The organism is Arthrobacter sp. ISL-72 (assembly GCF_018613755.1).
In the GTDB taxonomy this organism is placed as follows: Bacteria; Actinomycetota; Actinomycetes; order Actinomycetales; family Micrococcaceae; genus Arthrobacter.
Genome location: NZ_JAGGPP010000006.1, coordinates 1 through 25,349, shown reverse-complemented (window position 1 = coordinate 25,349; position 25,349 = coordinate 1). Strand labels below are relative to the sequence as shown.

At 65.4% G+C, this 25,349-nt stretch carries 28 protein-coding genes and 2 tRNA genes; 13 read left to right on the top strand and 17 right to left on the bottom strand.

The window, feature by feature from the left end:
* Nucleotides 1-11 precede the first annotated feature (11 nt).
* A complete protein-coding gene (locus tag J7I92_RS05365; RefSeq protein WP_214838331.1) occupies nt 12-215 on the top strand; it encodes a hypothetical protein in 204 nt (67 codons plus the stop codon).
* A 193-nt stretch (nt 216-408) separates the two neighbouring features.
* Nucleotides 409-1,329: a tyrosine-type recombinase/integrase gene (locus J7I92_RS05360; RefSeq protein WP_214838329.1), complete on the top strand. Its 921-nt coding sequence runs from the start codon at nt 409-411 to the stop codon at nt 1,327-1,329.
* Here J7I92_RS05360 and J7I92_RS05355 read toward each other — a convergent pair.
* Nucleotides 1,326-1,658, bottom strand: a complete 333-nt coding sequence (locus tag J7I92_RS05355; RefSeq protein ID WP_214838326.1) for a hypothetical protein — start codon at nt 1,656-1,658, stop codon at nt 1,326-1,328. The genes J7I92_RS05360 and J7I92_RS05355 overlap by 4 nt on opposite strands.
* 78 nt (nt 1,659-1,736) lie before the next feature.
* Between J7I92_RS05355 and J7I92_RS05350 the strand changes: the two genes are divergently transcribed.
* Nucleotides 1,737-1,809, top strand: a tRNA-Arg gene (locus J7I92_RS05350).
* Between the two features lie 47 nt (nt 1,810-1,856).
* Here J7I92_RS05350 and J7I92_RS05345 read toward each other — a convergent pair.
* From J7I92_RS05345 to J7I92_RS05335, 3 genes are all read right to left on the bottom strand, one after another.
* On the bottom strand, nt 1,857-2,696 hold the full coding sequence (locus J7I92_RS05345) for a tyrosine-type recombinase/integrase (protein WP_214838323.1): 840 nt from the start codon (nt 2,694-2,696) through the stop codon (nt 1,857-1,859).
* 703 nt (nt 2,697-3,399) lie between these two features.
* Nucleotides 3,400-3,672: a hypothetical protein gene (locus J7I92_RS05340; protein ID WP_214838320.1), complete on the bottom strand. Its 273-nt coding sequence runs from the start codon at nt 3,670-3,672 to the stop codon at nt 3,400-3,402.
* Nucleotides 3,669-3,962, bottom strand: coding sequence for a hypothetical protein (locus J7I92_RS05335; protein WP_214838317.1), 294 nt, complete (start codon nt 3,960-3,962; stop codon nt 3,669-3,671). The genes J7I92_RS05340 and J7I92_RS05335 overlap by 4 nt, the downstream gene beginning before the upstream one ends.
* A 334-nt stretch (nt 3,963-4,296) precedes the next feature.
* Between J7I92_RS05335 and J7I92_RS23720 the strand changes: the two genes are divergently transcribed.
* Nucleotides 4,297-4,770, top strand: a complete 474-nt coding sequence (locus J7I92_RS23720; protein WP_251039505.1) for a lipopolysaccharide assembly LapA domain-containing protein — start codon at nt 4,297-4,299, stop codon at nt 4,768-4,770.
* A gap of 22 nt (nt 4,771-4,792) precedes the next feature.
* Here J7I92_RS23720 and J7I92_RS05325 read toward each other — a convergent pair whose 3' ends face one another.
* From J7I92_RS05325 to J7I92_RS05305, 5 genes are all read right to left on the bottom strand, one after another.
* The gene (locus tag J7I92_RS05325; protein WP_214838314.1) at nt 4,793-4,984 is read right to left on the bottom strand and encodes a hypothetical protein; all 192 of its coding nucleotides are present in this window, start codon (nt 4,982-4,984) and stop codon (nt 4,793-4,795) included.
* Between the two features lie 3 nt (nt 4,985-4,987).
* Entirely contained in the window at nt 4,988-5,419 is a 432-nt protein-coding gene (locus J7I92_RS05320; protein ID WP_214838311.1) for an SRPBCC domain-containing protein, read from the bottom strand.
* 127 nt (nt 5,420-5,546) lie between these two features.
* The gene (locus J7I92_RS05315; protein WP_214838308.1) at nt 5,547-6,404 is read right to left on the bottom strand and encodes a sugar phosphate isomerase/epimerase; all 858 of its coding nucleotides are present in this window, start codon (nt 6,402-6,404) and stop codon (nt 5,547-5,549) included.
* Complete coding sequence (locus J7I92_RS05310) at nt 6,401-7,615, bottom strand: dihydrodipicolinate synthase family protein (protein WP_214838305.1); 1,215 nt, start codon at nt 7,613-7,615, stop codon at nt 6,401-6,403. The genes J7I92_RS05315 and J7I92_RS05310 overlap by 4 nt, the downstream gene beginning before the upstream one ends.
* Complete coding sequence (locus J7I92_RS05305; protein ID WP_214838300.1) at nt 7,615-8,784, bottom strand: Gfo/Idh/MocA family protein; 1,170 nt, start codon at nt 8,782-8,784, stop codon at nt 7,615-7,617. The genes J7I92_RS05310 and J7I92_RS05305 overlap by 1 nt, the downstream gene beginning before the upstream one ends.
* A 161-nt stretch (nt 8,785-8,945) precedes the next feature.
* On the opposite strand from J7I92_RS05305, the gene J7I92_RS05300 reads away from it, so the two are divergent.
* Nucleotides 8,946-10,040: a LacI family DNA-binding transcriptional regulator gene (locus J7I92_RS05300; protein ID WP_214838297.1), complete on the top strand. Its 1,095-nt coding sequence runs from the start codon at nt 8,946-8,948 to the stop codon at nt 10,038-10,040.
* 85 nt (nt 10,041-10,125) lie between these two features.
* Complete coding sequence (locus J7I92_RS05295) at nt 10,126-10,749, top strand: GNAT family N-acetyltransferase (protein WP_214838294.1); 624 nt, start codon at nt 10,126-10,128, stop codon at nt 10,747-10,749.
* 19 nt (nt 10,750-10,768) lie between these two features.
* Here J7I92_RS05295 and J7I92_RS05290 read toward each other — a convergent pair whose 3' ends face one another.
* Entirely contained in the window at nt 10,769-12,010 is a 1,242-nt protein-coding gene (locus J7I92_RS05290; protein WP_214838291.1) for an ROK family transcriptional regulator, read from the bottom strand.
* Between the two features lie 116 nt (nt 12,011-12,126).
* Between J7I92_RS05290 and xylA the strand changes: the two genes are divergently transcribed.
* Together xylA and xylB are read left to right on the top strand one after the other, a co-directional pair.
* A complete protein-coding gene (gene xylA, locus J7I92_RS05285) occupies nt 12,127-13,314 on the top strand; it encodes a xylose isomerase (protein WP_214838288.1) in 1,188 nt (395 codons plus the stop codon).
* 80 nt (nt 13,315-13,394) lie between these two features.
* On the top strand, nt 13,395-14,822 hold the full coding sequence (xylB, locus tag J7I92_RS05280) for a xylulokinase (protein WP_214838284.1): 1,428 nt from the start codon (nt 13,395-13,397) through the stop codon (nt 14,820-14,822).
* A gap of 6 nt (nt 14,823-14,828) precedes the next feature.
* Here xylB and J7I92_RS05275 read toward each other — a convergent pair whose 3' ends face one another.
* On the bottom strand, nt 14,829-15,734 hold the full coding sequence (locus J7I92_RS05275; RefSeq protein ID WP_214838281.1) for an aldose 1-epimerase family protein: 906 nt from the start codon (nt 15,732-15,734) through the stop codon (nt 14,829-14,831).
* An 88-nt stretch (nt 15,735-15,822) separates the two neighbouring features.
* Between J7I92_RS05275 and J7I92_RS05270 the strand changes: the two genes are divergently transcribed.
* Nucleotides 15,823-16,548, top strand: a complete 726-nt coding sequence (locus J7I92_RS05270; protein WP_214839017.1) for a DNA alkylation repair protein — start codon at nt 15,823-15,825, stop codon at nt 16,546-16,548.
* Between the two features lie 3 nt (nt 16,549-16,551).
* Here the strand turns inward: J7I92_RS05270 and mptB are convergent, their stop codons facing one another.
* Nucleotides 16,552-18,108: a polyprenol phosphomannose-dependent alpha 1,6 mannosyltransferase MptB gene (mptB, locus tag J7I92_RS05265; protein WP_214839015.1), complete on the bottom strand. Its 1,557-nt coding sequence runs from the start codon at nt 18,106-18,108 to the stop codon at nt 16,552-16,554.
* Between the two features lie 160 nt (nt 18,109-18,268).
* On the opposite strand from mptB, the gene orn reads away from it, so the two are divergent.
* From orn to def, 3 genes are all read left to right on the top strand, one after another.
* Nucleotides 18,269-18,904 (top strand): oligoribonuclease, encoded by a 636-nt coding sequence (gene orn, locus J7I92_RS05260; RefSeq protein ID WP_214838278.1) that lies wholly within the window; start codon nt 18,269-18,271, stop codon nt 18,902-18,904.
* A 131-nt stretch (nt 18,905-19,035) separates the two neighbouring features.
* Nucleotides 19,036-19,108: transfer RNA gene (locus tag J7I92_RS05255), tRNA-His, on the top strand.
* 103 nt (nt 19,109-19,211) lie between these two features.
* Nucleotides 19,212-19,784: a peptide deformylase gene (def, locus tag J7I92_RS05250; RefSeq protein ID WP_214838275.1), complete on the top strand. Its 573-nt coding sequence runs from the start codon at nt 19,212-19,214 to the stop codon at nt 19,782-19,784.
* A 31-nt stretch (nt 19,785-19,815) separates the two neighbouring features.
* On the opposite strand, the gene J7I92_RS05245 is transcribed toward def, so the two are convergent.
* From J7I92_RS05245 to J7I92_RS05230, 4 genes are all read right to left on the bottom strand, one after another.
* A complete protein-coding gene (locus tag J7I92_RS05245; protein WP_214838272.1) occupies nt 19,816-20,625 on the bottom strand; it encodes an HNH endonuclease family protein in 810 nt (269 codons plus the stop codon).
* Nucleotides 20,626-20,717: 92 nt separating this feature from the next.
* Entirely contained in the window at nt 20,718-20,927 is a 210-nt protein-coding gene (locus tag J7I92_RS05240; RefSeq protein WP_214838269.1) for a hypothetical protein, read from the bottom strand.
* 67 nt (nt 20,928-20,994) lie between these two features.
* Complete coding sequence (locus J7I92_RS05235) at nt 20,995-22,476, bottom strand: glyceraldehyde-3-phosphate dehydrogenase (protein ID WP_214838266.1); 1,482 nt, start codon at nt 22,474-22,476, stop codon at nt 20,995-20,997.
* Between the two features lie 313 nt (nt 22,477-22,789).
* Nucleotides 22,790-23,596, bottom strand: a complete 807-nt coding sequence (locus J7I92_RS05230) for a site-specific integrase (protein ID WP_214838263.1) — start codon at nt 23,594-23,596, stop codon at nt 22,790-22,792.
* 62 nt (nt 23,597-23,658) lie between these two features.
* Between J7I92_RS05230 and J7I92_RS05225 the strand changes: the two genes are divergently transcribed.
* Nucleotides 23,659-24,174 (top strand): hypothetical protein, encoded by a 516-nt coding sequence (locus J7I92_RS05225; protein WP_214838260.1) that lies wholly within the window; start codon nt 23,659-23,661, stop codon nt 24,172-24,174.
* On the opposite strand, the gene J7I92_RS05220 is transcribed toward J7I92_RS05225, so the two are convergent.
* Nucleotides 24,171-24,995: an SGNH/GDSL hydrolase family protein gene (locus tag J7I92_RS05220; protein WP_251039503.1), complete on the bottom strand. Its 825-nt coding sequence runs from the start codon at nt 24,993-24,995 to the stop codon at nt 24,171-24,173. The genes J7I92_RS05225 and J7I92_RS05220 overlap by 4 nt on opposite strands.
* Nucleotides 24,996-25,349 lie beyond the last annotated feature (354 nt).

Here is a 25,349-nt window from a genome sequence, read left to right as displayed (position 1 = left end):
CAGGAGCCCATGTGGAGACGTTCGGTTTCGCCCGGATGATCAAGTTCTATGCCAAGCAGGTTGCACAGGCGGAGCGGATGCACGGTGAGGACTGGAGGTCCGCGATGTACCGCGAACGACTCCAGCGGGTGACGGATCTGTCCGCGAAAGCTGGTCTGAGCAAGGATGAGATCCAGTATCTGACCGCTCGGCAGGCCGTCGCTTCGGTATTCTGATACCCGGCACATAAATCCGGTTATGCACCAGCTCGAATAACTGATTGGCCCCTCTCGGCTATTGCCCGGGAGGGGCCTTTCGGCGTACTCTGGGATCTTTCCCAAAACGACGGCGACCCGCCCAGTCCTTGGCAGACTGAACGGGCCTTTATGCCGTCACCATTTGCACCCCTAAGCACGAATGGATGACGACGTGGATAACACTACTCTCATTGGCCTGCCTTCAAACAGGAACCTGACCAGCACCGATCTGGCCGTGGCGGGGTACCTCGCCCGCTACGCGGGCACCACCCGGAAGACCTACGAGCACACGCTCCGGGTCCTGTGGCGCTGGTGCAAGGGCAACGGGCTGGACCTGCTGACCGACGTCAAACGCCATCACCTGGAGATCTTCCTCCGCTACCTCGAGGAGGATCGCCACAACAAGCCGGCCTCGATCGCCCATCACGCCTCGGTCGTGAAGGGTTTCTACCGCTTCGCGGCCATCGATGACTACATCGTGAAGTCGCCAGCCGAGCACCTCCGGACCCCGCGGCTGTACATGGACGAATCCTCCACCCTGGGGCTGGAGCGGATGGAGCTGGGCGCGCTGATTCAGACGGCGAAGGCATCCCACCCGACTGACGGTGCGCTGATCGTCCTCATGGGCATGCTTGGGCTCCGCGTCTCCGAAGCGTGCGCCGTCCGGGTGGAGGACTACCGGCACGAGGAACGCGGCCACCGCGTGCTGAAGCTGGTCGGCAAGGGTGGGAAGCCGGCCACGGTCCCGCTGCCCGTCCAAGTCATCCGCGCCCTGGACGCCGCAGCCGGTGAAAGGGTGTCCGGCCCGCTGCTGCTCCGGAAGTCCAACGGCCAGCCAATGAACCGCAAGGCCGCGGCCGGTGTTGTAGCACGGCTGTGCCGGAAGGCCGGGATCGATAAGCACATCACTCCGCACGGGCTCCGGCACTCGTTCGTCACGGCATGCCTGGATGCCGGCGCCCCGCTCCGCGATGTCCAGATCGCCGCCCGGCACTCTGACCCGAGGATCACGGCGAGGTATGACCGCGGCCGGCACAACCTGGACCGGCACGCGAATCACACCGTGGCGGCGTTCCTGGCGGGCGCTGCCTAGCTGACCTGGGCGGCGGCGGAAATCTTCTGGTAGAACTCGTTTGAAAGCTTGGCAATCCTGGCAGCATCCAACTGCTGGCCTCCGTTGCGCGGGGTGATGGTGGCGATGACGTGCGGAAGGCCGTCCACCCCGGTGGCTACCTGAACGATCCAGCGCTGGCCCCACGTCATCAGCGACGCTCCCGTCCGGAATGAGACCATCTTGGTAAATTCCGCGGGCTCCACCTTCTTGTAGGCGCCCTCGGAGACAACCTTCAAGACAGTGGCGTAGACGCTATCCACTGTGCCTGGAACGGCAATATCGAACTTCTGCTGGGTGTTGGCATTCATGTTAGAAATCCCCCTATATGTCGAAAGGGCGCGACGACGGCCCAAGCAAATAGTAACTGCTACGATTAATGCCGCCCGGCCCCAGTAGCTCAGGGGATAGAGCAGAGGCTTTCTAATCCTCCGGTCGGGGGTTCGATTCCCTCCTGGGGCACGCGCGAAAAAGGGTCCGGACACGATGTGTCCGGACCCTTTGGCATGTCAGGCCGCGAGCTGTACGGCCTTCTGACGGCCGGAGCGTTCGGGAATGGTGACGGCGGGCAGCTGGTCGAAGCCGTGCCGGAGCTGCTCCGGCCTCAGCCGCAGGTAGATCGTGGTGGTGTCCATGTTCGAATGCCTCATGCCCTTCTGGATCACGAAGGAACTCACTCCGGCGTCGTGCATCTCAGTGGCCAGGGAAGCCCGCAAGTCATGGGGCCGGTGCTTGAGGCCGGCCCGCTTGATCGCGTCCCCGATCAGGCCGGAGACGGAGTTGCCCATGATGTGGCCCTCCCCGGCGGCGTGCAGTTTGTTCGCTGTCCGGTTGGGGAACCAGTAGCCATTCCGTGGCATCTGGAGGAAAAGGGGCCAGAGAGCCGCCGGTACGGGCAGGGTGGCCGCCTTCCGGCCCTTGCCCACCGTGGATAGGGTCCGGGCGTCCCAGTCGATGTCATCGCCGTTGACGGCCGCTATCTCGGAGACCCGCAATCCGAGGTAATAGTGCAGGGCGACCATGACCCGGGTCTTCCGGTAGATCCCGCCGTTGAGCAGGGCGTTGATCTCGTCGACGCTGAAGGGGTTGGGCTCACGCTTCCTGGTTGCGACCCTCGGCAGCCGGTAGGCCGGGTTGTCCAAGCGCAGCTCTTCGTCCTGCATCCAGGCGAAGAACGTATGGAGGCCGGAACGGCGATGGACGCGCGTCGAGTTGGACCAGTTCTGAGCAGCCGTCCAGATGATCAGCTCCCGCCTGGTCACTGTGTACAGGTCCGCGTCCCGAGCCAGCTGGCGGATGAAGATCACGCGCTCGCGGATCGTCTTCGGTGTCAGGTCGGCTGCTTTCATGCAAGCAATCCAGTACTTCAGCGTGTCTTCCGTGTTCATTTATTGCCCCCGTATTAGTGTGTGTTTTCGCTACGTTTTTACACCGAATTGACCTTGTTTGGAGGTCGATATTCTGGAAGGTTTGACCTCCTTTGAGGGCCTGCTATGCAGGCCCTTTTCTTTTTCGTTGCCATCACCGCAGAGGGAGGGAGGGGCGAGGAGGGCAGGGGCCTGCCTTGTCGGAACAACGGGAAAAAAGATTCTGATGTTCGTTCAAGGCAAGCTGGTGAGACACCGCGTCGGTCGGTCGGTTGTCGTCGGTTGGCTGCTGGAGAGCAGCTAGCAAGGCCCAGGGCATTACTCCTGGGCAGTGGCGGCATGTGCGCACGGATCTGGTGAATCTGGTTCACGGTCGGTCTTGGCACTCCTTCGCATGTGCGGCCTTCAGGCTCGCTTTATGGACCCTGCCCGTGCGCTCGAAAAGGAACTGGCTCTGACCCAGTAAACAGCCCATGAAATCAGGCTTAGCGTGTTGTGTGGCTGTGCTGCCAGGCGGGGTAGCCGTACCGCCTCGATATGTTTTCGGGCAGCACAGCTGAGGGTATGGAAATTGGGCGCGGCAGTAGATAGACTTGTGCCGCGATCAGAGTTCCGTAGCCGGGAGCTGGTTGCCACGCCGGTCGGGATGCTCGAACATCCTGGACCGGCTTTTATGCGCGCTGGGTTAGATGAACACCACGCTGTCGGGGTCGATCCACTCAGCGACGGTCGAGCCGTCCCAGAGGATCTTGAAGCCGGCGGACGTGACGTCCTTGATCCGGCCGGTGGGCTGATGGGAAGCGTTGCGGAACATGCCGACGAAGCGGACGCGCCGGCCTTTCATGGCGTCCCGGAGGGCGGCGGCGGCATCGACGGCGCGGCGCCACTCACGGAAGGACGTCAGGGGTTCGCTGTCCGGCTCTGGGGCCGGCATTGGGGCGAACTGGATGGCGCTCACGCGGCGACCTCGACGGCGGGCGGCAGCCAGATGACCAGGAACGGCCCGTAGTGGGTTCGGTCCTCGACGCCGTCAGGTCCGACGGCGGAGACGCCGACCCCCTTGGCCGCATACCAGGCAGGCTCTGAACCGAAGTCCGCCCGCCGCTGCAGGACGAGGCGTCGCTCTTCTTCCCGGGGGTCTTGCCCTCCCGGGTCTGCCATGATGACGGACAGGAGGGGAAGCTCGGCTAGGTCCTCGGCATACTGGATGATGGTTCCGACAGCGGCCGGCGCCATTGCCGGGTTCACGCTGTCTTCCTTAGCGGCTGGTCACCAGCGGGCTGCCAGCGATGTGGGGTGAACGGTATGACATTCGATGATTCTTCTTCATCTGAATCGCCAACCTTGTAATCCGCCGGTCGGGGGTTCGATTCCCTCCTGGGGCACAAAATGGAAGCGGGCTTTCGTCTTGCGGCAACGCAGGCGAAGGCCCGCTTTTCGTCTTCCGAGTACATTGCCGCCGTTTCACGCTAAGCATGCTTATGATTTCAGTGTGGCGCCGGCTCAACCGATGTGGCGCCGGCGCCGCACCTGCCGCCGCGGCGGTAGCCTCGGAGAGGATGGACCGGAGAGGATGGATCGAATGACTGAGCACTCGTATGAAGAAGATCCGAATGAAGTTGCCCCGGCAGCACCGCCGCCCAGCCCCGGAGTAGGCCGCAGCGACCCGGGCGAAACCGGACGATCCGGACCAGGGACGGAACCAGGGCGGGAAGTTGGTACCGGCCTACCGACATACGATCCCACTGCCCCGGCCGTCCCCCGCAATACGGAGCCTGCTGCCGAGGACCGGCGCGTGACGCGTGCGGGCATGGTCTGGGCAGCCGTAGCCACAGCCCTGGTGCTCATGGTCCTGCTCATCGTTTTTATCCTGCAGAACCAGGATTACGTGCAGGTGAGATTTTTCGGCCTCGAAGGAGCCGTGTCGCTTGGCGTCGCGCTCTTCATCGCGGCGGTGGGCGGCGGCGTTCTGGTGGCACTTGCAGGAGCAGCCAGAATTATTCAGCTCCGCGCCGCGGCGCACCGGAGGAGAGTGCTGACCGAACGGTCCGGGTAGGAACTTGCAGAACCGACACTAATTATCCGTGGTCGGCGCCGCCGGGGTCGGCGCCCCCGGGATGTCCTTCCGGGGTGTCATCCAGCCCGGCGATTTCCGGCTCGATCGTTGCGGCGAGGTCGCCCGCCACCGAGTCGCGCGCGGCTTCCTCCATCGGCCGGGACATACCGTCGTCCCCTCGGGCGCTGCCGTCTTCGTCGGGAATCTCTGTCATTAGTCAGCGCTCCAACAGTTCCTTCAGGTTCCCGAGCACCATTTCCCAGAGCTTGGCGGACTCCTCGGCCTCGGAATTACTCTTGTTGTTTCCCTGCGTGATGGTCACCTGCGTACCCGCTGGTTTCTCATCCAGCCGGTACTCCACCGTGTGATAATTCTCCGGTACATCCGGAAGCCCTGTCAGCGGACTGTAGTGGCTGATGCGCAGCAGTTCTTCGTGCCTGTTTTCCAGCACCACGCCCTTGTCCTCGTAACTCCTGCCTTTCCACTCACCCGCAAAAGTCACGGGGTCGCCTTCCCGCCAGGTGGTGGTGAGATTCGTGCCGAGGAAATATTGCTTGACGATTCCCGGATCGGTGAGGGCCTTCCAGACCCGGTTCCGGGGAGCTTCCACGAGCACGGACGCTTCCGCGTCCTTGATCTGATCGGTCATGTGAATTCCTCCTGCCACGACGATACGCGCCACTGACCGCCGTGTTAAGGGACAGCCGAGACGGCCCGGTACCGCGATGCGCGGCACCGGGCCGGCAGGACCTGGGTGCGGCCGGTTAGCCGGCCGCTCAGGCGTACGGCAGGACGAGTTCCGCGTAGCGCTCCTTCATGGTCGCCAGGACGGCGTCCGCGTCGGCGTCCCAGATTTCCTGGTTGAAAATTTCCACTTCAATGTCGCCCGTATATCCGGCGTCGCGGACCCAGGTGCCGATGGTCGCGAAATCGATCACGCCGTCGCCCATCATGCCTCGGGACAGCAGTGCGTCGGCGGCGATGGGCAGGTTGAAGTCGCAAACCTGGTAGGAGGCAATCCGGTCCTCCCGCCCGGCCCGTTCGATCTGTGCCTTCAGCTCCGGGTCCCACCACACGTGGAAGGTGTCGACGGCGACGCCCACCGCCGTCGCGCCGTACGGCGCCGCAAGGTCCAGGGCCTGGCCCAGGGTGGAAATCAGCGCACGGTCCGCGGCGTACATCGGGTGCAGCGGTTCAAGCACCAGCCGGACGCCGTTCTCCACGGCGAACGGCACCAGGTCAGCGAGGCGGTCGGCGACGCGCTGGCGGGCGGCAACCACGTCCTTCTCCCCCGGCGCGAGCCCGCCGACCACCAGGAACAGCTCCCGGGTGTCCAGTGCCACCGCCTCAAGGATGGCGGCGCGGTTGTCCGCCAGCGCGGCGGCCTGCCCCTCGGCGTCGGCCGCGGTCAGGAAGCCGCCGCGGCACAGCGACGACACGCGCAGGCCGGCATCCTTGATGAGCTTGGCCGCATTGTCCACGCCGGCTTCGTGCACCCGGTCGCGCCAGGGGCCGATGGCGGGGATCCCAGCACGGGCACAGCCGTCCACAGCCTCGGCCAGTGTCCACTTCTTGGTGGTGGCGCTGTTCAGGGAAAGCCTGGAAAAAGGGGACGGTCCTGAATTCAATGTCATACTCCTACTCCGTTGATGCGCAGGTAGTCCGACATCCGGAACGCGGCCAGGGCCGGGTCCTTCAGCAGCCCTGCCTGGTCGGCCAGTTCGAAGGTCTTCGCGAGGTGGACCACCGAGCGGCCCGAGTGCAGCCCGCCCACCATCTGGAAGCCCGGCTGTTTGCCGTTGAGCCAAGACATAAACGCAATGCCTGTCTTGTAGTAGAACGTGGGGGCGCTGAAGATGTGCTTGCCCAGTTCCCGGGTGGAGTCCAGGATGGCGCGGGCCTTTCCGGCGTCGCCGGCGTCATAGCTCTGCAGCGCCGCCGAGGCTGCCGGGTAGATGGCGGCGAAGATGCCCAGGAGGGCGTCCGAGTGGTGCGTGCCGTCGCCGTCGATCAGTTCGGGGTAGTTGAAGTCGTCGCCGGTGTAGAGCCGGACGCCTTCGGGAAGCGCCCCACGCAGCGCAACTTCGTGTGCAGCGTCCAGGAGCGAGACCTTGACGCCGTCGACCTTGTCCGCATGCTCGCGGATCAGGGACAGGAACGTTTCAGTGGCCGTGGCGACGTCGTCAGAACCCCAGTATCCGGCCAGGGCCGGATCGAACATGGTTCCGAGCCAGTGCAGGATCACCGGCTTCTCCGCCTCCTGCAGCAGGGTGGAGTACACCTTCAGGTAATCCTCGGGACCGCTGGCCACCTGGGCCAGGGCCCGCGAGGCCATGATGATGACCTTCGGCCCGGCCTCGGACACGACGGCGACCTGCTCGCGGTACGCGTCCAGCACGGCCTTGATGCCGGCGGCCCCTGATGGCAGGGCAGCGGGATCCAGCTGGTCAGTCCCGGCGCCGCAGGAGACGAGGTCGCGGACGGACTTACCGGCAGTGGCGCCGCCACCGGCCGCGACAACCGAAGCCGCCTCGGCGCCGGTGCGCTTGATCAGCTGCCCGGTGGCGGCCCAGTCGAGCCCCATGCCGCGCTGGGCGGTGTCCATGGCATCCGCCACGCCCAGGCCGTAGGACCACAGCTCGTGCCGGTAGGCCAGGGTGGCGTCCCAGTCGAGCCGGGCCGGAGCGCCGGGAGTGTTATCGGCGGTGACTTCCGGGATGACGTGGGCGGCGGCGTAAGCATGCCGTGACGTGATGGGCGCCGAGGGCCGGGACCAGGCGGTGGCCTGCTGAAGCCGGTACTCGCGGGTTCCGCCGTCGTGCGTGGGAAGGATCAGCGAGGTCATCAGAGCGTGATCTCCGGGATGTCGATGGTGCGGCGCTCGTCGTTGGACTGCAGGCCCAGCTCGGCCAGCTGGACGCCGCGGGCGGCGGAGAGCAGGCCGAAGCGGTGTTCGCGGCCGGCGACGACGTCACGCAGGAATTCTTCCCACTGCAGCTTGAAGCCGTTGTCCAGGTCGGCGTTGGCCGGCACTTCCTGCCACTGGCTGCGGAAGGACTCGGTGACGGGCAGGTCCGGGTTCCAGACCGGCTTGGGCGTGTGCGCGCGCTGCTGGGCGACGCACTTGTTCAGGCCGGCGACGGCGGAACCGTGGGTTCCGTCGATCTGGAACTCCACCAGTTCGTCGCGGTAGACGCGCACGGCCCAGGAGGAGTTGATCTGGCCGATGACCTGGTCGCCGCCCGGGGTTTCGAGCTCGAAGATGCCGTAGGAGGCGTCATCTGCCGTGGCCTTGTATTCCATGCCGGCTTCGTCCCAGCGGGCCGGGATGTGCGTTGCGGTCTTGGCGTTGACGCTCTTGACCTTGCCGATGATGCCTTCCAGGACGTAGTTCCAGTGGCAGAACATGTCCGTGGTCATGCCGCCGCCGTCTTCCTTGCGGTAGTTCCAGGACGGGCGCTGGGCTGCCTGGACGTCGCCTTCAAACACCCAATATCCAAATTCGCCGCGGATGGACAGGATGCGGCCGAAGAAACCTTCGTCCACGAGGCGGCGCAGCTTGACCAGGCCGGGCAGGTACAGCTTGTCGTGGACCACGCCCGCCGTGACTCCGGCTTCCTTGCCGATGCGGGCCAGTTCGATGGCCTCTTCCAGGGTCTCCGCGGTGGGCTTCTCGGTGAAGATGTGCTTTCCGGCGGACATGGCCTTCTTCAGCGTGGCGGCGCGGAGGCTGGTCATCGACGCATCGAAGACGACATCGACCGTGGGGTCCTTGATCACGGCGTCCAGGTCGGTGCTCCACTCCGAAACCTTGTGCAGCTCGGCCAGCTCCCGGATCTTCGCTTCATTGCGTCCCACCAGGATGGGCTCCACCTGCACTTTGGTGCCGTCCTCCAGCGTAAAACCCCCGGCATCGCGGATCGGGAGGATGGAGCGCAGCAGGTGCTGGCGGTAGCCCATCCGGCCGGTAATGCCGTTCATGGCGATACGGATCGTCTTTGTTTCGAAGCCCATGTGTCCTCCATTGATCGTAAGCTCGTAGTGCTCGTTGGGAAAGCGCATTCCCACTGCATTCATCATGCATCCTCGCGCCGGGGATGGCAAGCGCTTTCCCGAAAGTCGCCGCAACTGCCATAATGAGCACTACGAGCATGTTGGTTGAACAGGAGATACCCGTGGCTGCAAGTACCCTCACCGAGGTGGCACGACTGGCCGGTGTTTCGCCGGCTACTGCATCACGCGTCCTCAACGGGTCTGCCCGAAAACCGGGTCCCGGCGTTTCCGAGCGGGTCCGGCAGGCCGCCGCGACCCTGGGCTACATTCCCAATGCCCAGGCGCAGGCCCTTGCCAAGTCCAGCTCCGGCCTTGTGGGCCTGATTGTGCACGACATCGCGGACCCCTACTTCTCGGCCATCGCCCGGGGGGTTCAGGAAGTGGCACGCGAACAGCACAAGATGGTGCTGCTGGCCACCACGGGCGGAACCCCGGCCGATGAGAAGGAAGCAGTAGCTGCATTCGCGGCCAGGCGTGCCGACGCCATTGTCATTGCCGGCTCACGCTCAAGCCGGCCGGAGGATGCCAACGGCAATGCTGAACTTGCCGCCGAACTGGACCGCTACTGCCGCAACGGCGGACATGTCGGCGTGGTTGGGCAGCCCGTCGTGGGAGCCGGCGCGCTGGAAGGCTATCACCTGGTGGAGGTGCCGAACGAGCAGTTGGCAGCGGCCCTTGCCGGCAAGCTGGCAGCGAGCCATTCGGGTGACTTCGTCATCATCGGCGGACCGGAGGGCCTGATCACTTCCGACGACCGCATCCGCGGTTTCCAGTCCGGCCTGGCAGCCGCCGGGAGGCCCGCTGCCGAAGTCCTCCGCGCATCTTTCAACCGCGCCGGCGGCTACGAGGCGGGGCTCCAACTGGCTCAACGGATCCGGAACGCCCGGACAGGCGAAGCGGCGCGCGGAGGCGCAAAGCCAAACCTGTGCATCTTTGCCGCGAACGATGTCATGGCCATCGGCGCGGCCGCCGCGCTGCGCTCGCAGGGATTCAAGGTTCCCCGCGACGCCCTGATCGCGGGGTTCGACGACATCGAAACCCTCCGGGACTTCCGCCCCGGCCTCTCCACCGTCCGCCTGCCGCTCGAGGAAATCGGCCGCCTGGCCACCTTGAGCACCTTGGGTTCCGGATCCGGCGGAGAGGACGGACACCACGACGGCGGTCCTGTCGTCACAGGCCAGGTAACACTGCGCCGAAGCACCGAGTGGACCCCCTGACCGGCCGTCCCGGAAGGCCGGCCGGCCTCAGCGCCGTCCCGACCCGGCCCGCCCGGAAGGCTCCCACAAGGTTTAGCCTGTTTCCATGAATGCCGAGCAATCCGGCGTCCCGGGCCCCCTGACCACGGCGCCGGCCGACTGGCCCGACGTCGAACGCCTCTTCGGAATCCGCGGGGAACCCTCGCGCTGCTGGTGCAGGTTCTTTGCCCTCACCGGCGCGGAGTGGAAGGACTCCACTCCCGGGGACCGCAAAAACCAACTGCGGGAAAAGTTCGACGACGGCGCGCCGGCACCCGGAGTCCTCGCCTTCCGGGGCGGACAGCCGGTGGGCTGGTGCGCAGTCGAACCCCGGGACTGCTACCCGCGCATCCTGCGTTCACAGGTCGTGAAGGCGGCAGGTCCTGCTGTCCTTGGCCCTCCCGGGGACGGGTTTGGGGAGCCCGTTTGGTCGGTGAGCTGCTTTGTCGTCGCGCCGGGCCACCGCCGCAGCGGTGTGGCGGCAGCGCTCCTTCGCGCCGCCGTCGGCCACGCCGCTACTCACGGAGCCGGCATCGTGGAGGGCTACCCGGTGGTTCCGGAGTTGCGGCCGAAGGCCGGCCCGGTCGACCTCTACCAGGGAACGCTGAAGCTGTTCCTGGCCGCCGGCTTCGAACTGGTCAGCGATGCGGTGCCGGGCCGGGCAGTGGTCCGGCTCGCGGTGCGGGCCTGACAACCGGGGTTCCAGCCGGCTACCGGCCCGCCGGCGTCAGGGTGAACGGCGCAGCAAGGACGGCCCGGAGGGAGCTTCCGGCTGCCCCCAGGAGCGCGGCGGATTGCCCGAGTTCCGAGATTTCCACCCGGGCATCGCTGATGAGCCCCGGCGCGTATTCCGCGAGGCTTCGTTGCAGGGCCGGTCGGATCCAGCGCCCCATCGGGGTGAAGTGGCCGCCCAGCACCACGGCGGACAGGTTCATCAACCGCGCCGTGGAGGCTGCCGCGATGCCGAGGTAGTGGCCTGCCCTGGAAACTGCCGCCACGGCGGCCGCGTCTCCGGCGGCGAGCTGTTCGCCGAGCCGGGCCAGCCGTACGGACGCGGCGCCCGGCGCAATGCCGGCTTCGGAGAAAACGGCCTCCTGTCCGGCAAACGCTTCCAGGCAGCCGTGGCCGCCGCACGAGCAGTCGGGGCCGGACGGTTCAACCACCACATGGCCCACCTCCCCGGCCTGCCCGCGGGGACCTGCAAACAGCTCGGAGCCGATCACCAGCCCACCGCCTACGCCCACCTCGCCCGAGATAAAGAGGTAGTCGCGGAAATCCAGTCCATGCCCGTACCAAAGCTCTGCCAACGCAGCGCAGTTGGCTTCGTTGTACAGCGCCAAGCCGAACGGCGCGGACGGAAGCAGTTGCTCAAGCTGCAAGCCAACGCCGCGCCACTGCAGGTTGGGGGCACTGGCGACAGTGCCCGACGCAGAATCCACCAGCCCCGGAACGGCAAGCCCGCCACCCAGAATCTCGATTCCGGCTGCGGATGCCTCGGCTGCAATATCGCGCACAAGGCCGCCCAGCAGGGCCATGACGGATGGGGGCGACTGGCCGCGGTTACTACTTTCCAAGGTCCTGTGGATCCGAAGCGTCCCACCGAGGTCCAGGAGCCCGGCCGCGATATAGTCCACGTTGATTTCCATGCCCACCACGCCGCGGCTGGTGCTCAGCTCCAGGCCCACTCCCGGGCGGCCTCGTTCCCCGTCCCGGGTGGTGCCGGATTCCGCCAGCAGCCCCGCGTCCAACAGCTCCGCGACAAGGCTGGAGACGGAGGCCTTGGTCAGGCCGGTCCGGGTCGCGAGGTCAGCCCGCGTAGGGCGGGTGTCAGGATCAGTGCGCGCCTCCGCCATGGACGCCAGGATCCGTATCAGGTTTCCACGCCGCACATCCTCGACGCGGCCGGGCGCGGGCCGTCCCGTACCGCCCTCGGCGCTTTTTTCCAGTGACATGTCCGCCGCCTTAATCATTGACCTAAGTCAATCATGGTGCATATAGTTCAGATTGAAAACTAATTAGCGGCTAAGGCGCAAGCCTCAGCCCTCACACTCCGAACCAAGGACGCTTCATGACTCTTCAGCCCACCCCTGCAGACCGCTTCACCTTTGGCCTTTGGACCGTCGGCTGGACCGGGGCCGACCCCTTCGGCGTCGCCACCCGCCCGGCCCTGGACCCGGTCGAGGCCGTGCACAAGCTCAGCGAATTGGGTGCCTACGGCATCACCTTCCACGACAACGACCTGGTCCCCTTCGACGCAACGGCCTCCGAGCGTGAGCTGATCCTGAAGAACTTCACGGCGGCCCTGGCTGAGACCGGCCTGAAGACCCCCATGGTGACCACCAACCTGTTCAGCCACCCGGTCTTCAAAGACGGGGGCTTCACCTCCAACGACCGTTCCGTCCGCCGCTTTGCCCTGAGCAAGGTCCTGCAGAACATCGACCTGGCAGCCGAGCTGGGCGCCGAGACCTTCGTGATGTGGGGCGGACGCGAAGGCAGCGAATACGACGGATCGAAGGACCTGTCCGCCGCCCTGGACCGCATGAAGGAAGGCGTGGACACGGCCGCGGCCTACATCAAGGAAAAGGGCTACGGCCTGCGGATCGCCCTCGAACCCAAACCCAACGAGCCCCGGGGCGACATCTTCCTCCCCACCGTCGGACACGGCCTGGCCTTCATCGCCCAGCTCGAACACGGCGACATCGTGGGCCTGAACCCGGAGACCGGCCACGAGCAGATGGCCGGACTGAACTTCACACACGGCATCGCCCAGGCCCTGTGGGCAGGCAAGCTTTTCCACATCGACCTCAACGGCCAGCGCGGCATCAAGTACGACCAGGACCTCGTCTTCGGCCACGGTGACCTCACCAGCGCCTTCTTTACCGTGGACCTGCTCGAGAACGGCTTCCCCAACGGCGGCCCCACGTATGACGGCCCGCGGCACTTCGACTACAAGCCCTCCCGCACCGACGGCTACGACGGCGTCTGGGAATCCGCCAAGGCCAACATGGCCATGTATCTCCTCCTGAAAGAACGCGCCGTGGCATTCCGCGCCGATCCGCAGGTCCAGGAAGCATTGGCGGCCTCCGGCGTCTTCGAACTCGGCGAACCCACGCTCGCCGCCGGTGAGAGCGCCGCCGAACTGCTGGCGGATGCCTCCGCCTTCGCGGAGTTCGACGCCGACGCCGCCGCCCGGCGGTCCTTCGCGTTCGTCCGCCTCAACCAGCTGGCCATCGAGCACCTGCTCGGCGCCCGCTAGGCCCGCTTCCCACAACCAGCCCACTTATGCCGCCGGATCCGGACTGCCGGGTCCGGCGGCATCCTTGCAGAAAGAACCCCATGCCCCTGGTAGCAGGAATCGACAGTTCCACGCAGTCATGCAAAGTGGTGATCCGGGATGCGGAGACCGGCGCCCTGGTCCGGCAGGGCCGCGCCGCCCACCCCGACGGCAGTGAGGTCGACCCGGAACACTGGTGGACCGCCCTGCAGGAAGCCGCGCAGGAGGCCGGCGGCCTTGGCGACGTCGCGGCCGTTTCGGTGGGCGGCCAGCAGCACGGCATGGTGTGCCTGGACTCCGCTGGCGGAGTGGTCCGCCCGGCGCTGCTGTGGAACGACACGCGCTCGGCCGACGACGCGAAGCAGCTTATCGCCGAGGCAGGGGAGGGCAACGCGGAGGCCGGCGCCGCCTTCTGGGCCGAGTCAACAGGAACGGTTCCGGTGGCGTCCCTAACCATCACGAAGCTCCGCTGGCTGGCCTGTCACGAACCTGAAAATGCGCGTCGCGTTGCCGCCGTCTGCCTCCCGCACGACTGGCTGGGCTGGCGCCTTGCCGGCCACGGCCCGGGTACGGGTCCCTCCTCCCTGCAGTTGCTCCGCACGGACCGGTCCGACGCCTCCGGCACGGGGTACTTCTCCACCGCATCAGGAAACTACCTGCCCGGAGTGCTCGAAAAGGTGCTGGGGCACGTCCCGGTGCTTCCCGCCGTCGTCGGTTCATTGGAAGCGGCAGGCGAGACCCCTGCCGGGGCACTCATCGGCCCCGGCGCGGGCGATAACGCGGCGGCAGCGCTCGGCGTCGGCGCACGGCCCGGCGACGTGGTGGTCTCGCTGGGAACGTCGGGGACTGTTTTTGCCGTCTCTGAAACCCCGGCCGCCGATCCGACCGGCCTGGTGGCAGGCTTCGCCGACGCCACCGGTAATTTCCTGCCGCTGGCCTGCACGCTCAATGCCACGCGGATCTTCGACGCAACCGCAGAACTGCTCGGTGTCACCCTGGCCGGCCTGACGAATCTGGCCCTTGCCGCCCCCGCGGGTTCCGGCGGCCTCACGCTTGTGCCGTATTTCGAAGGCGAGCGCACGCCCAACCTTCCCAATGCGACAGGGTCCCTCCACGGCGCCACCCTTGCCAGTTACACGCGCGCCAACCTTGCCCGGGCTGCCATCGAAGGCGTGGTCTGTTCCCTTGCTGACGGGCTGGCCGCCCTGCAGGCGCAGGGGGTCACGGCGGTCCGGATCATCCTCGTGGGGGGCGGGGCGCAGTCCGCCGCCGTGCAGCAGATTGCGGCCTCCGTTTTCGGCCTTCCCGTGGTGGTGCCTGAACCCGGCGAATACGTGGCCGACGGCGCCGCGCGGCAGGCGGCTGCCGTCCTCACCGGCAAGTGGCCGGGATGGAAGTCAGTCCGCAAGGAAGTGACAGCACCCGACGGCGGCGCGCCCGGGGTGCTGGAACAGTACCGGCGGTATGCCAGGACTTACCTCAACGAGTAGGCGCCCTCAACGGCTGAGAGCGCGGATCGTCCAGCTGGCTTCGTGGAACCCGCCCGGAGCGAGCCGGATCACGTGGTCGCTGCCGTTGAAGGCATCAGGCGGGCAGGTCATCGGCTCCACGGCGAAGCCGAGCCGGGACGGACCCGCCGGCTTGTCTGCGGTATGGATCTGCAGCCACGGCCACCGCATGTCCCACTCCAGTTCCACTCCGGATCCGGAGGGGTCGTATACCCGGACCGCAGCGAGTCCGTCCTCGTCGGGAATCAGGCCGGTGAAGGCGTGGTCGATTTCAATGGCACCGAGGACCTTTTCCGTGCGGAAGTCAAAGGGGTGGCCTTCGACGCCGGCCATGCCCTTGGGCAGCAGCCGGTCGGCGGAGACCTCCATGAATTCGGCAGCCGGGATCTGTACCGCCCACTCGTCCAGCGGGGCAGCCCCGGCCAGCAGGTACGGGTGGGGGCAGACTCCGTAGGGCGCCGCGTCCGCGCCAATGTTCCTGGCGCGGACGGTGCTGCGCAGTCCGTCGGCCCGCAACTCGTATTCCACCGAAACATCAAGCCGGCCCGGATACCCCTCGCCTGGCTCAATGCGGGTTCCAAGGCGGACGGACGAAGCGGTCCGCTCCTGCAGTTCCCACACCGCTCCGAACACCAGGCCGTGCAGGGCAGTCCCCCGCTCCACCTCGTTGACCTCGGCCTGGAAGTCCCGGCCGTCGAAGCTGTAGCGGCCGTCAGCGAGCCGGTTGGGCCACGGGGCGCAGATCACGCCCCGGTAGTCAGGGATGGCACCGTCTGCGCCGAAGCTGATCACCAGATCGCGGCCGTCGTGCCGCAGCTCGCGCAACGCCCCTCCGCGGGAGGTGGCGATGGCCGTGTAGGGGCCGAAACTGAGGTGGTGTTCGGTGGCAGTCATATGCATCCTGAGAGCGAAAAGGCGGCCGTGTTAGCGCTCACTATTCTAGTGCATGACAACTGTTTCTGTGGTGAGTAGTGTTGCCAGCATGGTGAACGAGGAGCTGATTGCTGGAATCCGCCGGCAGCTGCAGGGCGCCGCCGACCCGGCACGGGCCGCCGGCGCCCAGGCCTACCTGAAGTCGGACATGCCGGCACTGGGAGTCAGGGTGCCGGAGGTCCGGAAAATCACCAAGGCCTCCGCCGAAAGGTGGCCCTGCGGCTCCGTTGAGGAGCTTCGCGCCACGGTTCTAAGTCTCTGGCGTTCGGCATCATTCCGCGAGGAGCGCTATGCCGCCATCGACCTGACGGGGTCTCGGCTGGCCAAGGGACGGCTTGAGATGCTTCCGGTGTACGAGGAAATCATCCGGAGCGGCTCCTGGTGGGATCTCGTTGACGGAGTGGCGCACCGGATCTGCGACCTGCTCCGGACGCACCGTCCTGAGCTCGAACGCATTCTCCGCAGCTGGAGCGAAGACCCCGACCTGTGGATCCGCAGATCGGCCATCATTGCGCAGCTAGGGGCAAAGACCGCCACCGATCCGGAACTGCTCGCCGCCGTCATTGAGCCCAATCTTGCAGACCGGGAGTTTTTTATCCGCAAGGCCATCGGCTGGGCGCTGCGCGAATACTCGAAGACCGATCCGGTGTGGGTCACGCAGCTTGTGGAGCGGCACGAAGCGGCCCTCAGCCCGCTTTCGCGCCGGGAGGCCCTCCGGAACCTTCCGCAGCAGGACCAGGCCCTCCGGCCCGCCGAAGCGGAGACCGCAGGGTGATGGTCAGATGACCGGGCGGGTGGTCACCGGCTCATCCGGCTTGCTGAAGAGCTGCTTGGTTTTGGGATCCAGGAAGATCAGGTACAGCGCGAACATGAGCGCGATGATCGCCGCCGCGTTGCGCGCCAGGGCCAGCGGAAGGCCCAGGTCCTCCGTCTGCAGGTAGGGGAAAACTTCCAGCTGGTCGGAGATGGCGTAGACCATAAAGAAGGACACGATGAAGTACAGGGCCTTCACCTGCCAGTCGTCCCGGATGCCGGTGACGGCAAACAGCGGGATCAGCCACACCACGTACCAGGACTGGATCATCGGGGCGAGCAGGACCACCGCCGCGAACCCCAGGGTGAGCCGGCGCATCAGGCGGTCGTGATCGCCGCGGAAGATCTGCCAGCCGATGATTCCGACGGCGAGCAGCTTCCCGGCGTCGTAAACCCATTTGGCGAGTCCCCAGCCGTCCAGCCCGAAGGCGTTGGAGATGGAGGCGACCACGAGCCCCAGCAGGCCAACCGGTGCGTACCAGATCCAGATGCTGCCGGGAGCGGACAGCCCGTTCACCCAGCCGAAGCCGAAGCCGTTCACCAGGCTCATGGCGTACAGCAGGGCCAGGCTGATCCCTGCGGTGAGTCCCCAGAAAACGAACTTGCGGGGCCAGCCGGCGTTCTTCCCGGCCCACAGGAGTCCGATGAAAGGCAGGAACACGATGGTGATCGGCTTGACGGAGATGGACAGCGTCACCAGGACCAGGCCGAACACCACGCGCCTCGTGGCGCAGTAGTAAAGCCCCGCCAGCGCAAGCCCGATCATGAGCGCATCGTTGTGGACACTGGCGATGAAGTTGGTGAGGAACAGCGGGTTTGCCGCGGTCAGCCACAGTGCGCGGTGCGGATTAACACCGTGCAGCTCCGCGAGTTTGGGCACGTACACCATGCACAGGACCACGCCCACAAGTGCGGCGACGCGGAACAGCATGACGCTCGCCTCCGGCTGCACGTTTGTGGACCAGACCACCAGTTGCTCGATCCAAAGGAACAGCTGGCCGTAGGGAACCGGCGCTTCGGTCCACATTTTGTCGGCACCGAGCTGGAAATAGTTGGACAGCGCCGAGATACCGTTTTCGTACGGGTTGAAGCCCTCAACCATCAACCGGCCCTGCCCGATGTAGGCATAGACGTCCCGGCTGAAGAGCGGCACGGAGAACATCATGGGCAGCCCCCACAGCACCACCGCCTGCAGGGTTGCCTTGCGGGCACCCGCACCCCACACCCGGACGCGCTGGCCGAGGCGAAGCCAGGCCCGGACCAGGAGCATGCCGCCGACAGCCAACAGCACGATGGACAGTGCCACCCCGACGGCTTCGGTGCGCATCCAGATGAACAGCGGCAGGCGGCGAAGTTCGGAAACGGGTGCCAGCCACCCGACGCCCAGTGAACCGATGGCCATGAACATCGAGCCGGCGAACCCGGCGAGAAGGGGCGAGAGGGCGTTGTCCACTTCGGCCGCAGCCGGCTCCGGTAACGTACCGGCAGCCACATTTCCCGCCGCAGGTACACGCGCCGTCATCTCAGGGTGGTCCAATCCGTTGTGGGGCATATTTTCACCCGGCGGTAACCGGTCAGGCCGGCGGAAGCGGGGGCGGCGGCAGCATAGAAAGGGGCACCGCCACGTACCCGAAATCCTAGCATCGGACAGCTCTGCAGCAGTGAAACGGTAGGCTGGGCACGTGCCTATAACTAGCGAACGCATTGTCTGGATTGACTGCGAGATGACCGGCCTGGACCCCAAGAACGACGCCCTCATAGAGGTTGCCGCCCTGGTGACGGACTCTGAACTCAACATCCTCGGGGACGGCGTCGACGTCGTCATCCGCCCCGCTGATGCCGCTCTTGCCCAGATGAACGACTTCGTCCGGGACATGCACACCCGCTCCGGACTGCTGGAAGAACTTCCGCACGGCAAAACCATGGCCGAGGCCGAGTCCGTGATCATGGAGTACATCGAGAAGTGGGTTCCGGATCCGCGCAAGGCGCCGCTGGGCGGCAACTCCGTGGGCACGGACCGGGTCTTCCTTGCCCGGGACATGCCCGCAGTGGTGGAGCACCTGCACTACCGGGTCATCGACGTCAGCACCATCAAGGAACTGTCTCGGCGCTGGTTCGCGCGGGCCTACTTCCAGGCTCCGGCAAAGCACGGCGGCCACCGCGCCCTTGGCGACATCAAGGATTCCATTGATGAGCTGCGGTATTACCGCGAGGCCATCTTTGTCCCCGCGCCGGGACCGGACAGCGCCACTGCGCAGCGGATTTCGAAAGCCGTGATGGGCTCCGCCGGCACCCCCGCCGGCTCCGTCGAAAAGTAATCTGCACCACGTTTGGGGGAAATTTCTCCAAAACAGGCAAAAGTGGCCAAAACACCTCCGCGGAGCAGGTAAGCTATATGACGTTGCCTTCCAAGACAGCCGGATAACCGGACAGTCGAGTGAGGCGCATGGTGGGCGTAGCTCAGTTGGCAGAGCGCCTGGTTGTGGTCCAGGAGGTCGCGGGTTCAACCCCCGTCGCTCACCCTCATGCGGGGCAGGATTTTCCGCCCTGACGTAAAGGCCGCACCGGTTATCCGGTGCGGCCTTTACGTGTTTCATCGCACAGCACCAAAAGGAACCACCTGACATGACCGTTCTGCCGATCACTATCTGGGGCGAGCCGGTTCTCCACCGCCGGGCCGCCGAAGTGGAAGTCTTCGACGACGGACTCCGCGCGCTCATCGCTGACATGTTCGAGACGAACGACGCCGCCAACGGAGTGGGCCTTGCCGCTCCCCAGGTGGGAGTGGGCAAGCGGATCTTTGTCTATAAATATGCCAATGACGACGGCGCACCCCCCGCTGGCGTCCTGGTGAATCCCGTCCTTACCTTGTCCAAGGTGTCCGGCGCCGTTCCGGATCCTGATGAGGAAGTGGAGGGCTGCCTTTCCTTCCCCGGCGGCCAGTATCCGCTCAAGCGTGCCGAGTGGGCCCGGGTGCAGGGTTTCGACGGCGACGGGAACCCGGTGGACTTCGAGGCCACGGACTGGTTCGCCCGGATCATCCAGCATGAGTACGACCACTTGGATGGCAAACTCTATGTGAACCGGCTGATGGACCGCTACGCAAGGAAGGCGATGAAGCAGGCCAAGCGAAGCGGTTGGGGAGTTCCCGGACTGACGTGGATGCCCGGCGTCGACCCGGATCCGTTCGGCCACTAGCGCAGCCGGAATGCTGCCCGTTCCCCGCGTCCTACCCTGTGTCCTGCCGCGGAATGACGGTCTGCTGCTCCGGGCAGGATGCCAGGACGCCTTTCATGGCATCCTTTTCCGCCTGCGTCACCCACAGTTCGTAGGCCGCCTTCACCGAAATTTGCCGGGCCACGTAATGACACCTGAACGCCTTGTTCTTCGGCAGCCAGCCCGCGGCGTCTGAAGCGCTTTTCTCCTGGTTTGCCGGACCGTCTGCGGCTATGAGGTTAACGGGATCATTGGCGAAGCTTTGGCGCTGTTGCGGCGTCAGCTGCTGGGCGCCCTTCTGCCAGGCATCGCCGAGTGCGACGACGTGGTCCACCTGCACCGCTTTGCTGCTCTCCGCACCCCTAGTGAACGTCACCACTGCCCCGGTGTAGGGCTCGTGGAATTCACCGGCCGCCACGCGGCAGCGGGATCCCTCCGTGAACTGTGCTCCGTGCAGGTCGCGCCGCAGGATGTCGTTGCGCGTATCGCAGCCGTTGCGGTCCACATCGAGCCAGGCCTGGCCGAAGGCCGTCCGCTCGTAGGTGTCGCTGGCCGCCCGGCCCTTCACTTCGAGGGTTTCGAGCGCATCGGCCGCGCGGCCCGCCGGCACGGGCCGGACCGCGGGCACTGCCTTCATCCACGCCGGGTCAAGCACGGGAGCTTCGCTGGGACCGGTGACGGCCGGCTCCGCAACGGCAAACTGGCCTGCAGTGAAAAACCAGCAAACGGCTGACACGAGACCCACGGCCAGCACAACCAGTACCGTCCAGGCCTGGCGGGAACGGCGCCGGGCACGGCGGTACGCCGTCCAGCTGACGGTCATGGCTGCCCGGCCGGGCGGTGTTTCCTCTGCACCCGACGAGCCTAGGCCAGGCCACGGACAATGTGGCCGATATCCACAGTGTGGAGGAGCGGTTACTGTTCCTTTATCACACGCTTGAGGTCAACGGCGGCGAGATCCAGCAGGTCTTCGAGCTGTTTGACCCTGCTCTCCGGAATCTCTCCCGCGGCATGCGCCACCTTGGCCTGTTCAAGGAGCCGGGTGGCTTCCTTATGGTTCTTCCGCGCCAGATCCAAGGCGCGTTCCAGTGTGGTTTCATGTTCGAGAGTCGATTCCTGTTCCATGAGTCCATTCTGGGTCCGTTTCCCGGCCGATGCCAGAGCACCGGCCGGGAAACCTCAGATCCGGCTGTTAGACCGCGGCGGTCGCTGCCAGCGCTGCAGCCGGCTCCTTGACGGGGAACGACGGCGGGTTGACGCCGGCCATTTCCTCCATCACGCGGACCACCTGGCAGCTGTAGCCGAACTCGTTGTCGTACCAGACGTAGAGGACCAGGTTCTTGTCGTTGGAGATGGTGGCCAGTCCGTCAACAATGCCAGCGCGGCGCGAGCCGACGAAGTCGGTGGAAACCACTTCGGGGGAATCGATGTAGTCGATCTGCTTGCGCAGGTCCGAGTGCAGGGACATCTGCCGCAGGTAGTCGTTGACCTCGTCCTTGGTAGCGCCGCGTTCCAGGCTCAGGTTGAGGATGGCCAGGGATACGTCCGGGGTGGGGACGCGGATGGAGCTTCCGGTGAGCTTGCCCAGCAGTTCGGGCAGAGCCTTGGCCACAGCCTTGGCGGCACCCGTCTCGGTGATCACCATGTTCAGCGCAGCGGAACGACCGCGGCGGTCGCCCTTGTGGAAATTGTCGATCAGGTTCTGGTCATTGGTGAAGGAGTGCACCGTCTCGACGTGTCCGTGGACCACGCCGAACTTGTCGTTGATGGCCTTCAGGACCGGCGTAATGGCGTTGGTGGTGCACGACGCCGCGGTGACGATCTTGTCCGAATCCAGGATGGTGCCGTGGTTGATGCCGTGGACGATGTTCTTCAGCTCGCCCTTGCCCGGTGCGGTGAGCAGTACGCGCGAAACGCCCTTGCTCAGGAGGTGCTGGGACAGGCCCTCGGCGTCGCGCCAGCGTCCCGTGTTGTCCACCACGAGTGCATTCTTGATGCCGTAGGCGGTGTAGTCCACGGTGGAAGGGTTGTCCGAGTAGATCACCTGGACCTGCACGCCGTTGGCCGTGATGGTGTTGTTCCCGGTGTCCACCTTGATGGTGCCCTCGAAGGAGCCGTGGACGGAGTCCCGGCGCAGGAGGCTGGCCCGCTTCAGAAGGTCGTTGTCCGAGCCGCGCCGAACCACGATGGCGCGGAGCCGGAGGCCGTGGCCGCCACCGGCCTTTTCGATCAGGAGGCGCGCCAGCAGGCGGCCGATGCGGCCGAAGCCGTAAAGCACGACGTCGGTGCTGGTGCGGTCATCGCCGCCCCGCTTCCCGACGATTTCCGCGAGCTCGGCACGCAGGAATTCATCCAGGCTCGCGCCGTTGGCCTCGGTCTTGAACTTCTGGTTCAGGCGGGCGATATCGATGGCCGCGGCACCCAGGTCCAGCCCGGCCAGGGCATCCAGCAGCGGCGCCGTCTCTTCCAGGAGCAGCTCGTCTTTGCTCATCCTGCGCGCGAACCGGTGCGCTTTCAGGATGTTCATGGTGGATTTGTTGATCAGGCTGCGGCCGTGGATGGAGGTCACCACGTTGTTTTCGCGGTACAGCCGGCCGATCACCGGGATCATGGCCTCGGCGAGTGCCTCACGGCCCATCCACGTATCAAGACAAGAATCTGACGTCTGGCTCACAGAACTACCTTCCTTGGGTCAACCACATACGTCCTCGTATGCGGATGTCGGCCACCGGGGGTATTCCGGGGCACAGGCATCGGCGGGGATTCGGTCCACCCCGGACACCTTGGAGAAGCGCAAAGAAAACCGCCGGCTGCGAACGCAGACCCGGCGGCAGAACTTCTACGTTCAATATCCATTCTAGGGCGGCGGCGGGGCCTCCACCGCCTCCAAGAGCGTGAAGTCACTCACATGACGCTTCCCGGGAGGAAAGGCAAGGAGATGGTGGATGGGTTGACCAATACGCCGGGTTCTGACTAATCCCTTGCTACTACTGGGATCCGGGCCCGGTCATGGGCAACTCATGGGCAACGAGGGTTACCAGCCCATCCGTCAGGGCAGCCGCCCGGGTGTCGTCCGAGGGCCACAGGTGGGCGTAGGTTATGAGCGTCTCGGTCGCGTCCTTGTGCCCGAGCCGGTGGGCAACCGCCACCACGGACATGCCCCCGGAAATCAGCTGCGAGGCGTGGTAGTGGCGCAGCTCGTGCCACCCATCCCCCAGACGTTTCACCTTCTTCCGGACGTCCCTCCACGCCTCCCCGGCCGCCCCCCTGGTGACAGCCCTGCCCGACGAATGGAAGATCACGTCACCCGCACCCACCGGACCCTCCCGCAAGTCCTTGAGGAGCTGCATCGACTGGTCCCCAATGTGGATCCGGCGCCGGCTCGCCTTCGTCTTGAGCGGCCCCCACTCCGGATCCGACGAGTTGTACCCGATGAGCTGCCGGTCAATGCTGATCATGGACGTGTCGAAGTCGACGCGGTCCCACGTCAGACCCCGCAACTCAGAGGAGCGGAGGCCGGTAGCTGCGCAGAAGACCACCATGGGCCGGTACGGGCGCCAGATCCTGTCCGCCAACTCCTGGACCTTCTCAGTCCGCAGCGGAACGACAGCCACGTCCTCGACCGTGGGCAGCCTGATCCCGACGCACGGACTCGCGGCCACAACCCCGTCAAGGACAGCAGCTTTGAACATCGACGCCAAGTACCCATAGGTGACCTTCACCGTGGACGGCGCCAAAGACTCGGACCACTCCCCCACAGCCTCCTGCACATCCGTGCGGTGGATACTGTCCAAGGTTTTGTTCCTGAACGAGGGCAGGATGTAGTGCTTGCTCCACCGCTGGTGCCGCCTCCTACGTGACTGGAATTATCGTCTACAACGGCGACGAGGCGGCAGGCATCCAGGTCTTTGACGCCGCACACCACGGCTGGAAAGCCTCGGACTTCAAGGACAACCTGACGGTGGCGGCCGGCGGCGGGGACATGCGGGGCACTGTGGAACATCGCACCCGACCTTGTCACGATCGAGCTGGGCATCAACGAGTGGACGACCAACGTGGCCCCTGCGACGTTCGACGCCCGGCTCCGGGATGTGATCTGGTACGTGAAGAACTCCGCGACCATAGCCCCGTCCATCGCGCGCTGATCCTCGACTATGAGGACATCGGCACATACACCGATACGTGGCAGACGTTCGTGGACATCACCCGGCAGGCAGCACTGGACAACGGGGCGGCGGTCATTGACCTGCACACCCGGATCGAGTCCGCGAAGCTCAACACCTACGGGCAGGCAGTCGGTGACGGTCACCCGAGCAACAAGGGCCACTCACTCATGGCCGACTCGATCGTCTCCGCGATCAGCCCGCGCTAAGGCTTCGTGAGTTCCCGCCAGTGCGCGGCGAACTTGTCAGCAATAAGATGGTGACCCTCGTTGTTCACGTGGGAACCGTCCGCGTAGAAGCTCTGGCTGTTCTGCCCGGTGAACCAGTGCTCGCCGGCCGCGTCGATGTAGGGCACCTGAGCGGTGTTCGCACCGTCGCGGACGGTGTCACTGGCTCCAGAGATCGTGGCAGCCAAAGGCTCCGGCGCGGACGGTCCCATGATGACGATCTGCACGTTGGGCCACAGTTTCTTGGCCTCGCTGACTGTGGAAGTCACGGCCTTGGTCACTTCGGGATTGTTCTTCAACAGGGTGTCGTTTTGCCCGCCCTGGAGGACCAGCACGTCAGGCGTGATGGTCTGCGCGTCGGCAATCTCACGAAGGCGCACGGAGTACTGACGGCCTTCACTGTTGTCAGCCCCGCCGCCCCAAGCGAAACCGGTCCCCCTGACTCCATCAATGACGGGGTTCAGGTTCAGCTCTGTGCCCGCGACATGAGCCCAGCCTTGATCGGTGCTGTCAGCGCCTACACCTTCGGTGTATGAGTCACCCACGATCAGCACACTCGGGTTAGCGGGCAGCTTGATCTTCAACGGGGCCGGGGTGGGCGTAGTGGTGGGCGTGGCAGCCTTGGATGCGGACTGACTGCTCGGGGTCACATAGGCCGCCGCCCCACGTTCGCCTGGGCTGGGCATGACAGCAACCGCAACGACGGCTGCGGTAGCAACAGCCAGAACGGAAAGTCCGATAGCCGGCAGCATCTTCGACACCGGACGGCGCTTGAACGGATTACGGCTGAGCTTCTTGGACAATGCTTTCCCCCTTGTAAAGTCAAACGCCCATAGGCTACCGGGCGGACGTCGGGCCGCTGCGCACGGCGGATAAATCCGGTAGTGCACAACCGCGTTACATTGTCGGCGGACTCTTCAAGGTTCCCCCACTCGACATTGAAGAGTCGGCGACAAATCCGGGAAAGTGTCAGACGGACAGAAGGGCCCCGCCAACCTTTTGGCGGGACCCTTCAGCGTCTACTTACTGCTTAGCCTTTGTTGCACTTGAGGTACTTGACACCTTGTAACGTCAACTTTCACGACCTTCTTGCCGACCTGCTTTAGCAGAGGCTCCACGTCGTTGCACTTAAGATTTGGTTGGGCCCCCGAGTAGGA

Bases quoted from the DNA above. Each gene is read 5' to 3' on its own strand.
- J7I92_RS05355 (WP_214838326.1), bottom strand. From the start codon at position 1,658: ATGAATGCCAACACCCAGCAGAAGTTCGATATTGCCGTTCCAGGCACA.
- J7I92_RS05345 (WP_214838323.1), bottom strand. From the start codon at position 2,696: ATGAAAGCAGCCGACCTGACACCGAAGACGATCCGCGAGCGCGTGATC.
- J7I92_RS23720 (WP_251039505.1), top strand. From the start codon at position 4,297: ATGACTGAGCACTCGTATGAAGAAGATCCGAATGAAGTTGCCCCGGCA.
- J7I92_RS05325 (WP_214838314.1), bottom strand. From the start codon at position 4,984: ATGACAGAGATTCCCGACGAAGACGGCAGCGCCCGAGGGGACGACGGT.
- J7I92_RS05320 (WP_214838311.1), bottom strand. From the start codon at position 5,419: ATGACCGATCAGATCAAGGACGCGGAAGCGTCCGTGCTCGTGGAAGCT.
- J7I92_RS05315 (WP_214838308.1), bottom strand. From the start codon at position 6,404: ATGACATTGAATTCAGGACCGTCCCCTTTTTCCAGGCTTTCCCTGAAC.
- J7I92_RS05310 (WP_214838305.1), bottom strand. From the start codon at position 7,615: ATGACCTCGCTGATCCTTCCCACGCACGACGGCGGAACCCGCGAGTAC.
- J7I92_RS05305 (WP_214838300.1), bottom strand. From the start codon at position 8,784: ATGGGCTTCGAAACAAAGACGATCCGTATCGCCATGAACGGCATTACC.
- J7I92_RS05295 (WP_214838294.1), top strand. From the start codon at position 10,126: ATGAATGCCGAGCAATCCGGCGTCCCGGGCCCCCTGACCACGGCGCCG.
- J7I92_RS05290 (WP_214838291.1), bottom strand. From the start codon at position 12,010: ATGTCACTGGAAAAAAGCGCCGAGGGCGGTACGGGACGGCCCGCGCCC.
- xylA (WP_214838288.1), top strand. From the start codon at position 12,127: ATGACTCTTCAGCCCACCCCTGCAGACCGCTTCACCTTTGGCCTTTGG.
- xylB (WP_214838284.1), top strand. From the start codon at position 13,395: ATGCCCCTGGTAGCAGGAATCGACAGTTCCACGCAGTCATGCAAAGTG.
- J7I92_RS05275 (WP_214838281.1), bottom strand. From the start codon at position 15,734: ATGACTGCCACCGAACACCACCTCAGTTTCGGCCCCTACACGGCCATC.
- J7I92_RS05270 (WP_214839017.1), top strand. From the start codon at position 15,823: ATGGTGAACGAGGAGCTGATTGCTGGAATCCGCCGGCAGCTGCAGGGC.
- mptB (WP_214839015.1), bottom strand. From the start codon at position 18,108: ATGACGGCGCGTGTACCTGCGGCGGGAAATGTGGCTGCCGGTACGTTA.
- def (WP_214838275.1), top strand. From the start codon at position 19,212: ATGACCGTTCTGCCGATCACTATCTGGGGCGAGCCGGTTCTCCACCGC.
- J7I92_RS05245 (WP_214838272.1), bottom strand. From the start codon at position 20,625: ATGACCGTCAGCTGGACGGCGTACCGCCGTGCCCGGCGCCGTTCCCGC.
- J7I92_RS05240 (WP_214838269.1), bottom strand. From the start codon at position 20,927: ATGGAACAGGAATCGACTCTCGAACATGAAACCACACTGGAACGCGCC.